The 213-nt window shown below is 57.7% G+C and carries 1 protein-coding gene; it reads left to right on the top strand.

The genetic code is table 11. From position 1 onward, the window contains the following. Positions 1-213, top strand: a 213-nt coding sequence (locus EVC45_RS45380) for a DDE-type integrase/transposase/recombinase (protein ID WP_129964432.1), incomplete at both ends; no start/stop codon positions are given.

Raw genomic sequence — 213 nt, 5'->3', positions numbered from 1 at the left:
GGCAAAGCGCGATGTGGCCGCGGCAAAAGCCTTTTTCGGCAAGGCGGTCAAACATCAAGGCCGGCCACCGGAGACGGTCACCCTCGATGGGTATGCTGCGTCGCACCGGGCCGTGCGTGAGATGAAAATTGACGGCCTGCTTCCCGAGGACACGAAGGTGCGCTCTTCGAAGTATCTCAATAATCTGATCGAACAGGACCATCGTCACATCAA

This window comes from Paraburkholderia sp. UYCP14C (genome assembly GCF_004197395.1).
Lineage (GTDB): Bacteria > Pseudomonadota > Gammaproteobacteria > Burkholderiales > Burkholderiaceae > Paraburkholderia.
This window is presented reverse-complemented; position numbering and strand designations above follow the sequence as displayed.